This window comes from Roseomonas sp. TAS13, from assembly GCF_001950415.1.
Taxonomy (GTDB): domain Bacteria; phylum Pseudomonadota; class Alphaproteobacteria; order Acetobacterales; family Acetobacteraceae; genus Roseomonas; species Roseomonas mucosa.
Genome location: NZ_BDLP01000254.1, coordinates 1 through 6,375, shown reverse-complemented (window position 1 = coordinate 6,375; position 6,375 = coordinate 1). Strand labels below are relative to the sequence as shown.

Sequence of the window (6,375 nt, the reverse complement as noted above, 5' to 3'; positions counted from 1 at the left end):
CCACAGGTGCAGCCCATCCGCCCGCCGCACCAGCCCGTTCAGATGCGCGCCCTGGCTGAGGATGCCGAAGGCGGCGACGGCCGCCCGGTCCACCACCGCCAGCACCGGCCCGCCGGGCGCCGCGCGGACGTCGAACATCTCCTTGCGCGGCTTGAACATGCCCTCGGCCGCGAGCCTCGCCGTCAGATGCGCCAGGGCGGCGGAGCGCTCGCCGGGGCCGGCCAGGCCCGGGTCGAGCACCACGCCCTCCGGCGCCGCCCGGAGATGCGGCGAGAGCTCCGGCAGGCGCGCCGCCAGGACCGGCGGCAGCCATCCCACCTGCTCCCCGCCCAGGCGCAGCGGCGTGTAGCGCCCCAGCTCCGGATGGTCGTTGCAGGCCTGTATGTGGCGATAGAGGCGTGTGTCCATCCCTCGCAGATGCGCCGCGCCGGACTGGCCTGCAACCATTCGGCTTTGCGGGGTGGCGAAGTCTGCCCATCTGGGAGGAAATTTCGCGAGACTTCCGACTGATGGCCGAATCACTCCCCGCCCGCATGGGCGGCAACCACTTCCAGACGCTGCGCAACCTCGCCCCCTATCTCTGGCCCCGCAACGAGACCGGCCTGCGGGTCCGGGTGGTGCTGGCGCTGGCCTTCCTGGTCTGCGCCAAGGTGGCCAATGTCTATGTGCCCATGGCCTATGCGCGGGCGGTGGACGCGCTGACCCCCCATGCGACCGCGGCCGGCGGCGTGGCGGCCGTCGCGGCGGTGCCGGTGGCCCTGGTGCTGGGCTACGGGCTGCTGCGGGTGGCGAGCTCCCTCTTCGCCGAACTGCGCGACGCCATCTTCGTGAAGGTGCAGGCCCGCGCGGCTCGGCGCATCGCCTTGCAGGTCTTCCAGCACCTGCACGCGCTCAGCCTGCGCTTCCACCTGGACCGCCAGACCGGCGGGCTGTCGCGGGTGATCGAGCGGGGGACGCGGGGGATCAACTTCGTCCTCGACTTCATGCTGTTCAACATCATCCCCACGATCTTCGAGATCCTGCTGGTCGCGGCGATCCTGTGGAAGATGTTCTCCTTCGCCTTCGCGGCCGTCACGCTGGGCACGATCGGCATCTACATCGTCTTCACCCTCGCCTTCACGAACTGGCGGCTGCGCTTCCGCCGGGCGATGAACGAGATGGACCAGGATGCCAACACCAAGGCGGTGGACAGCCTGCTGAACTACGAGACGGTGAAGTATTTCGGCAACGAGCGGCACGAGGAGCGGCGCTACGACGCCTCGCTCGCGCGCTACGAGGGCGCCTACACCCGCTCCGAGACCACGCTGAACATGCTGAACGCCGGCCAAGCGGCGATCATCGCCGTGGGGCTGACCACGGTGATGCTGATGGCGGCCAGCCGCGTCGCGGCCGGCAGCATGACGGTGGGCGACTTCGTGCTGGTGAACACCTACCTGATCCAGCTCTACCTGCCGCTGAACATGCTGGGCTTCGTGTACCGCGAGGTGAAGCAGGGGCTGGTGGACATGGACGCCATGTTCACCCTGATGCGGGAGGAGCGCGAGGTGGCCGATCGCCCCGGCGCCCCGGCCCTGGCGGCGGGGCAGGGCGAGGTGCGGTTCGAGGACGTGCATTTCGGCTACCGCCCGGACCGGGAGATCCTGAAGGGCGTCTCCTTCACCGTGCCGCCGGGGCGGACCCTGGCCATCGTCGGGCCGACAGGGGCGGGCAAGTCCACCATCTCCCGCCTGTTGTTCCGCTTCTACGACGCCTCCTCCGGCCGGGTGCTGCTGGACGGGCAGGACATCCGCGACGTGACGCAGGAATCCCTGCGTGCCGCCATCGGCGTGGTGCCGCAGGACACGGTGCTGTTCAACGACACCATCCGCTACAACATCGCCTATGGCCGCCCCGGTGCCACGCAGGAGGAGGTCGAGCAGGCGGCGCGGCTCGCCCAGGTGCATGACTTCGTGCTGCGCCTGCCCGACGGCTACGACACGCGGGTCGGCGAGCGGGGGCTGAAGCTCTCGGGCGGCGAGAAGCAGCGCGTGGCCATCGCCCGCACCATCCTGAAGGACCCGCGCGTGCTGATCCTGGACGAGGCCACCAGCGCCCTCGACACCCGCACCGAGAGCGAGATCCAGTCCGCCCTGCGCGGCGTGGCGCAGGGGAGGACGACGCTGGTGATCGCGCACCGGCTTTCCACCGTGGTGGATGCCGACGAGATCATCGTGCTGCAGGACGGGCGCATCGCCGAGCGGGGCAGCCATGCGCGGCTGCTGTCCGAGGACGGCCTCTATGCCGCCATGTGGCGCCGCCAGTCCGAGGCGGTGGCCGCCGCCGAGGCCGCAGCCGCGGCGGACCTGGACGCGGACCGGGGGCCGGAGGCCGCCCGCCGCCGGCACGGGGCGGCCGAAGGGGCTTCCGCTCCGGCCACGGCATGACCATGTTGCGCCCGACCGCAGAACTGAGGAGAGCCCCTGATGGCGTCTGACAACCCGGGGAACAACAAGCTCGACGAAATGGCCCCGGAGGATCTGAGCCATGCCGGCTCCATCGTGGACAAGGCCATCGAGTACATGACGGAGCAGAACATCGCGCCGATCTCGGTCGCCTCGGCCCTGCTGGGCGGCGCGCTGGGGCTGATGGCGCGCTCGATGGAGGACAAGGCCATCGCCCGCGTGCTGCGCAGCGCCCTCGAATCGGTGGAGCGCGGCGAGCTGGAGAGCATGCGCGGCTCCCATTGAAGAACGCGGGAAGGACAGTCGGCGACCTTGCCTGGATTGTTCTTCCCAGGAACAAAACTTGACGACGCGGGCTCGGTGGGCCATAGGGCCGCCCTTCCCGCGCGTTCGCGAATTCGAGGTTCAACGACATGTCCCGCCGCTGCGACATCACCGGCAAGGGCGTGCTGACCGGCAACAACGTCAGCCACGCCAACAACAAGTCCCGCCGCCGTTACCTGCCCAACCTGCAGCAGGCGTCGTTCTTCTCCGATGTGCTCGGCACGGCGGTGCAGATGCGCCTGACCACCAATGGCATCCGCACGGTGGAGCACAATGGCGGTCTCGACTCCTTCCTGCTCGGCACGCCCGACCGGAAGCTCGGCACCGAGGCCCTGACCCTGAAGCGCCGCATCGAGCGCGCCCAGGTCAAGAAGCAGGCAGCCTGATCTTTACGGGCATTTAACCGTTTCCCCCCTATAATGGCGGGGAAATGGCTTACGTCCCGATTCTGACGCTCCTCGCCCTCGCGGCCGTTCTGGCTGCGGTGGGCCTGGGGCTTCTTGCCCTGAGGCAGTCCCGCCGGGCCCGCACCGCCGAGGCCCGGTTGTCCGCCGAGCAGGATGCCCTGGCGGCCCAGCGCCGCCACCTGGGCATCCTGGCCCGAGAGCTGACCCGGCCCGGGCTGGAACTACTGACCCTGTCCGAGCGGCTGGCGCAGCACCCGGACCTCACCGTCTCCACCTCCCTCTACCTCCAGACCATCGGCCGGCTTCGCAGTGGCGCCGCGCACCTGCTCAACCTCGCCGACGAGACGGGCGACAGCCTCGCGGAGCATCAGGCCGCGCAGGGGCAGGGCCGGCATCTGGCCGAGGAACCCTTGCGGCTGGGCGAAGTGTTCCAGGAAGCCCTGGCGGAGGTGCGGCGCCCCATGGGGGAGGGGATGCGCCTGTGGCGGATCGATCCGGAGGTCGAGAACATCGTCCTGCTCGGTGACCGGCGGGCGCTCGGCCGGGTGCTGTTCCAGGTCCTGGCCCGGGCGGTACGGGACACCGGCATGGGCGACTGCATCGCCATCCATGTCCGGCACCAGCCGGGCCGCTTCGCTCTGGTGGTCGAGGACGAGGGCCATGGCGCCGCCGTGGGCGACCTCGGCGACACGATGGTCACGCGCGCCGGGACGCGTGGGCTGGAACTGGGCCTTGCGACCTCGCGGGACCTCCTGCACGCGCATGGCGGCGACCTGGTGGTCGAGGCCATGAGCGGCATCGGTAGCCGGGTCTGGATGACGCTGCCGGAACACCGCCTGCTCGCCCCCGACACCGGCGCCTGACGGAAACGCCCGTCAGAGGCGGATCACCATCAGAAGTGTCCGCTGGATGGCCAACCCGTTGTCGTCCGAGATGAGCGCGGCCAGCCGTTGCCCCCGGTGGTGGAAGACGCTGACCCCTTCCCAGTTGTCGGTGGGCAGGGGATCGGCCAGATCCAGCAACGCGTCGCCCTCCAGCACGCTGCCGGCCCCGGCCCGGGCCAGGCGTCCGGCCGGGATGTGGCAAAGCCGCCCGCGCAGCCCGTCCAGCCAGGAGAAATGCCGCTCCAGCACCAGCGCGCCGCCATCCGGCAGCGGACAGGCATCCGAAGGGTCGAAGCCCGGCGCGGGGCGGTAGGCCAGGGCCTGCCAGCCTCCGGGGCCGCCGATCCAGGCATGGCGCAGCGCGCCGGCCTCGTCCGCATGGTACTTCTCGGCGATGGCCAGCCAGCGCCCGTCCGCCAGCACGGCGAGGCTTTCCAGCCCTCCGTTCAGCGGCGCTTCCTCCAGCCTCGGTGGCGCCCTGACCGGCTCGGCCGGGCCGTTCAGGTCGCGGTAGCGCCAGATCCGGTGCCAGCGCTCGAAGCCCACCAGCCAGGAGCCGTCGGGCAGGCGCGCCAGGCTTTCCGCATCGGCCGAGAAGGGCACGGGCAGGGCCCGCCAGCGCGCGTCGTGCAGGCGCCCGGCGCGCGGCGCTTCCAGCCGCAGCGGCACGCCCCGCTCATCCAGCACAAGGCGCGCGTGGCACCAGGCGCCACGGTCGCCGATCGCGGTCAGGTGCAGGTCGTCGGAGATGTGCAGGCCGGACAGGCCCTCTCCCCCCAGGCGCCGGGCATCAAGCTCCAGCACGCCCAGCACGCGCTCCGCCCCGAAGGGCGGATTGCCCTCCGGTGGCGGCAGCGGGCGCGACAAAGGGCGGTCGGTTTCCGGCTGCAACGCCAGGGCACAGCCGCCCAGCCCCGCCACGGCCGCCAGCAGCCCGCCCCCGAGCAGGCGACGCCGGTGCAAGCCCGTCAGATCAGGGCGGGGGAACGCTCGGCGGCAGCGCGCTGGTAGGCGGCCGCGGCATCCTCGTCGAAGAGCTCGGCCAGCTTCTGCATCATGGTGCCGCCCAGCTCCTCGGCATCCACGATGGTCACGGCGCGGCGGTAGTAGCGGGTGACGTCATGGCCGATGCCGATGGCCACCAGCTCCACGATGTCACGGCCCTCGATGTCGGCGATCACCTTGCGCAGGTGCCGCTCCAGGTAGTTGCCCGGATTCACCGAAAGAGTGCTGTCATCCACCGGCGCGCCGTCGCTGATCACCATCAGGATGCGGCGGTGCTCGGCGCGGGAAAGCATGCGCCGATAGGCCCAGTCCAGCGCCTCGCCGTCGATGTTCTCCTTCAGCAGCCCCTCGCGCAGCATCAGCCCGAGATTCTTGCGCGCCCGGCGCCAGGGCTCGTCCGCCGCCTTGTACACGACATGGCGCAGGTCGTTCAGCCGGCCGGGATTGCGCGGCTTGCCGTCCTGCACCCAGCGCTCGCGCGACTGGCCGCCCTTCCAGGCGCGGGTGGTGAAGCCCAGGATCTCGGTCTTCACCGCGCAGCGCTCCAGCGTGCGGGCCAGGATGTCGCAGCACATGGCGGCCACGGTGATCGGGCGGCCACGCATGGAGCCGGAATTGTCGATCAGCAGGGTGACGACCGTGTCGCGGAAATCCGCCTCCCGCTCCCGCTTGTAGGACAGGGAATAGGTCGGGTTGGAGATGACGCGGGCCAGCCGCGCCACGTCCAGCATCCCTTCCTCCAGGTCGAACTCCCAGGCGCGCTGCTGCTGCGCCATCAGGCGGCGCTGGAGGCGGTTGGCCAGCTTGGAGACCACGCCCTGCAGGTGGGAAAGCTGCTGGTCGAGCTGCTGCCGCAGCCGGGCCAGCTCCTCCGGGTCGCAAAGGTCGTCGGCGCCGACCTCCTCGTCGAACCTCTTGGTATAGGCGCGGTACACCGAGGCGTCGTCGGAGGCGGGGACCTCCTTGCGCTGCTGCGGCCCGCCCGGGCGGTCCTCGCCCTCCGCGGCGGAACCGTCCTCCTCCTCGCCCTCGCCCTCATCCTCGGCGGCCTCGCCCTGGGCCTGCTCGGGCTGGGCGCCGAGCATGCTCTCGGCATCCTCGGACTGGGCCTCGCCCTCGCCGGAATTGTCCTGGACCTGGGAGGAGTCGGCGCCCTGGTCGCCCTGCTGCTCCTCGTCCTCGCTGCTCTCGGCCTCCACCTCGGCCTCGGCGAGGTCGAGCGCGGTCAGCAGCTTGCGGGCGGCGCGGGCGAAGGCGTCCTGGTCCTCGGTGCTGCCCGCCATCTCGTCGAGCGCGGCCTCGGCCCGCTCGCCC

Annotated in this window: 7 protein-coding genes; 4 read left to right on the top strand and 3 right to left on the bottom strand. The window is 71.0% G+C overall.

Annotated elements, in window-relative coordinates; genetic code table 11:
* Positions 1-408, bottom strand: a 408-nt coding sequence (locus ROTAS13_RS17170; RefSeq protein ID WP_171979134.1) for a DUF4743 domain-containing protein, incomplete at its 3' end; no start/stop codon positions are given.
* Between the two features lie 101 nt (positions 409-509).
* Between ROTAS13_RS17170 and ROTAS13_RS17165 the strand changes: the two genes are divergently transcribed.
* The 4 genes from ROTAS13_RS17165 (at position 510) to ROTAS13_RS17150 (ending at position 4,035) form a co-directional block, all read left to right on the top strand.
* The gene (locus tag ROTAS13_RS17165; RefSeq protein ID WP_075822944.1) at positions 510-2,423 is read left to right on the top strand and encodes an ABC transporter ATP-binding protein/permease; all 1,914 of its coding nucleotides are present in this window, start codon (positions 510-512) and stop codon (positions 2,421-2,423) included.
* Positions 2,424-2,462: 39 nt separating this feature from the next.
* Positions 2,463-2,726 carry a hypothetical protein gene (locus ROTAS13_RS17160; protein ID WP_019460734.1) on the top strand — a complete coding sequence of 88 codons (264 nt, stop codon included), beginning with the start codon at positions 2,463-2,465 and terminating at the stop codon, positions 2,724-2,726.
* A 128-nt stretch (positions 2,727-2,854) separates the two neighbouring features.
* Positions 2,855-3,151: a 50S ribosomal protein L28 gene (gene rpmB / locus ROTAS13_RS17155; RefSeq protein ID WP_019460735.1), complete on the top strand. Its 297-nt coding sequence runs from the start codon at positions 2,855-2,857 to the stop codon at positions 3,149-3,151.
* A gap of 44 nt (positions 3,152-3,195) precedes the next feature.
* The gene (locus ROTAS13_RS17150) at positions 3,196-4,035 is read left to right on the top strand and encodes a sensor histidine kinase KdpD (RefSeq protein WP_075822943.1); all 840 of its coding nucleotides are present in this window, start codon (positions 3,196-3,198) and stop codon (positions 4,033-4,035) included.
* 12 nt (positions 4,036-4,047) lie between these two features.
* Here the strand turns inward: ROTAS13_RS17150 and ROTAS13_RS17145 are convergent, their stop codons facing one another.
* Together ROTAS13_RS17145 and ROTAS13_RS17140 are read right to left on the bottom strand one after the other, a co-directional pair.
* The gene (locus tag ROTAS13_RS17145) at positions 4,048-5,019 is read right to left on the bottom strand and encodes an esterase-like activity of phytase family protein (RefSeq protein ID WP_171979133.1); all 972 of its coding nucleotides are present in this window, start codon (positions 5,017-5,019) and stop codon (positions 4,048-4,050) included.
* A 5-nt stretch (positions 5,020-5,024) separates the two neighbouring features.
* On the bottom strand, positions 5,025-6,375 hold a 1,351-nt coding region (locus tag ROTAS13_RS17140), incomplete at its 5' end, for a cobaltochelatase CobT-related protein (RefSeq protein ID WP_075822941.1).

What these genes read in the sequence shown, in the direction of transcription:
- ROTAS13_RS17165 (WP_075822944.1), top strand. Translation starts at nt 510, where the DNA reads ATGGCCGAATCACTCCCCGCCCGCATGGGCGGCAACCACTTCCAGACG.
- ROTAS13_RS17160 (WP_019460734.1), top strand. Translation starts at nt 2,463, where the DNA reads ATGGCGTCTGACAACCCGGGGAACAACAAGCTCGACGAAATGGCCCCG.
- rpmB (WP_019460735.1), top strand. Translation starts at nt 2,855, where the DNA reads ATGTCCCGCCGCTGCGACATCACCGGCAAGGGCGTGCTGACCGGCAAC.
- ROTAS13_RS17150 (WP_075822943.1), top strand. Translation starts at nt 3,196, where the DNA reads ATGGCTTACGTCCCGATTCTGACGCTCCTCGCCCTCGCGGCCGTTCTG.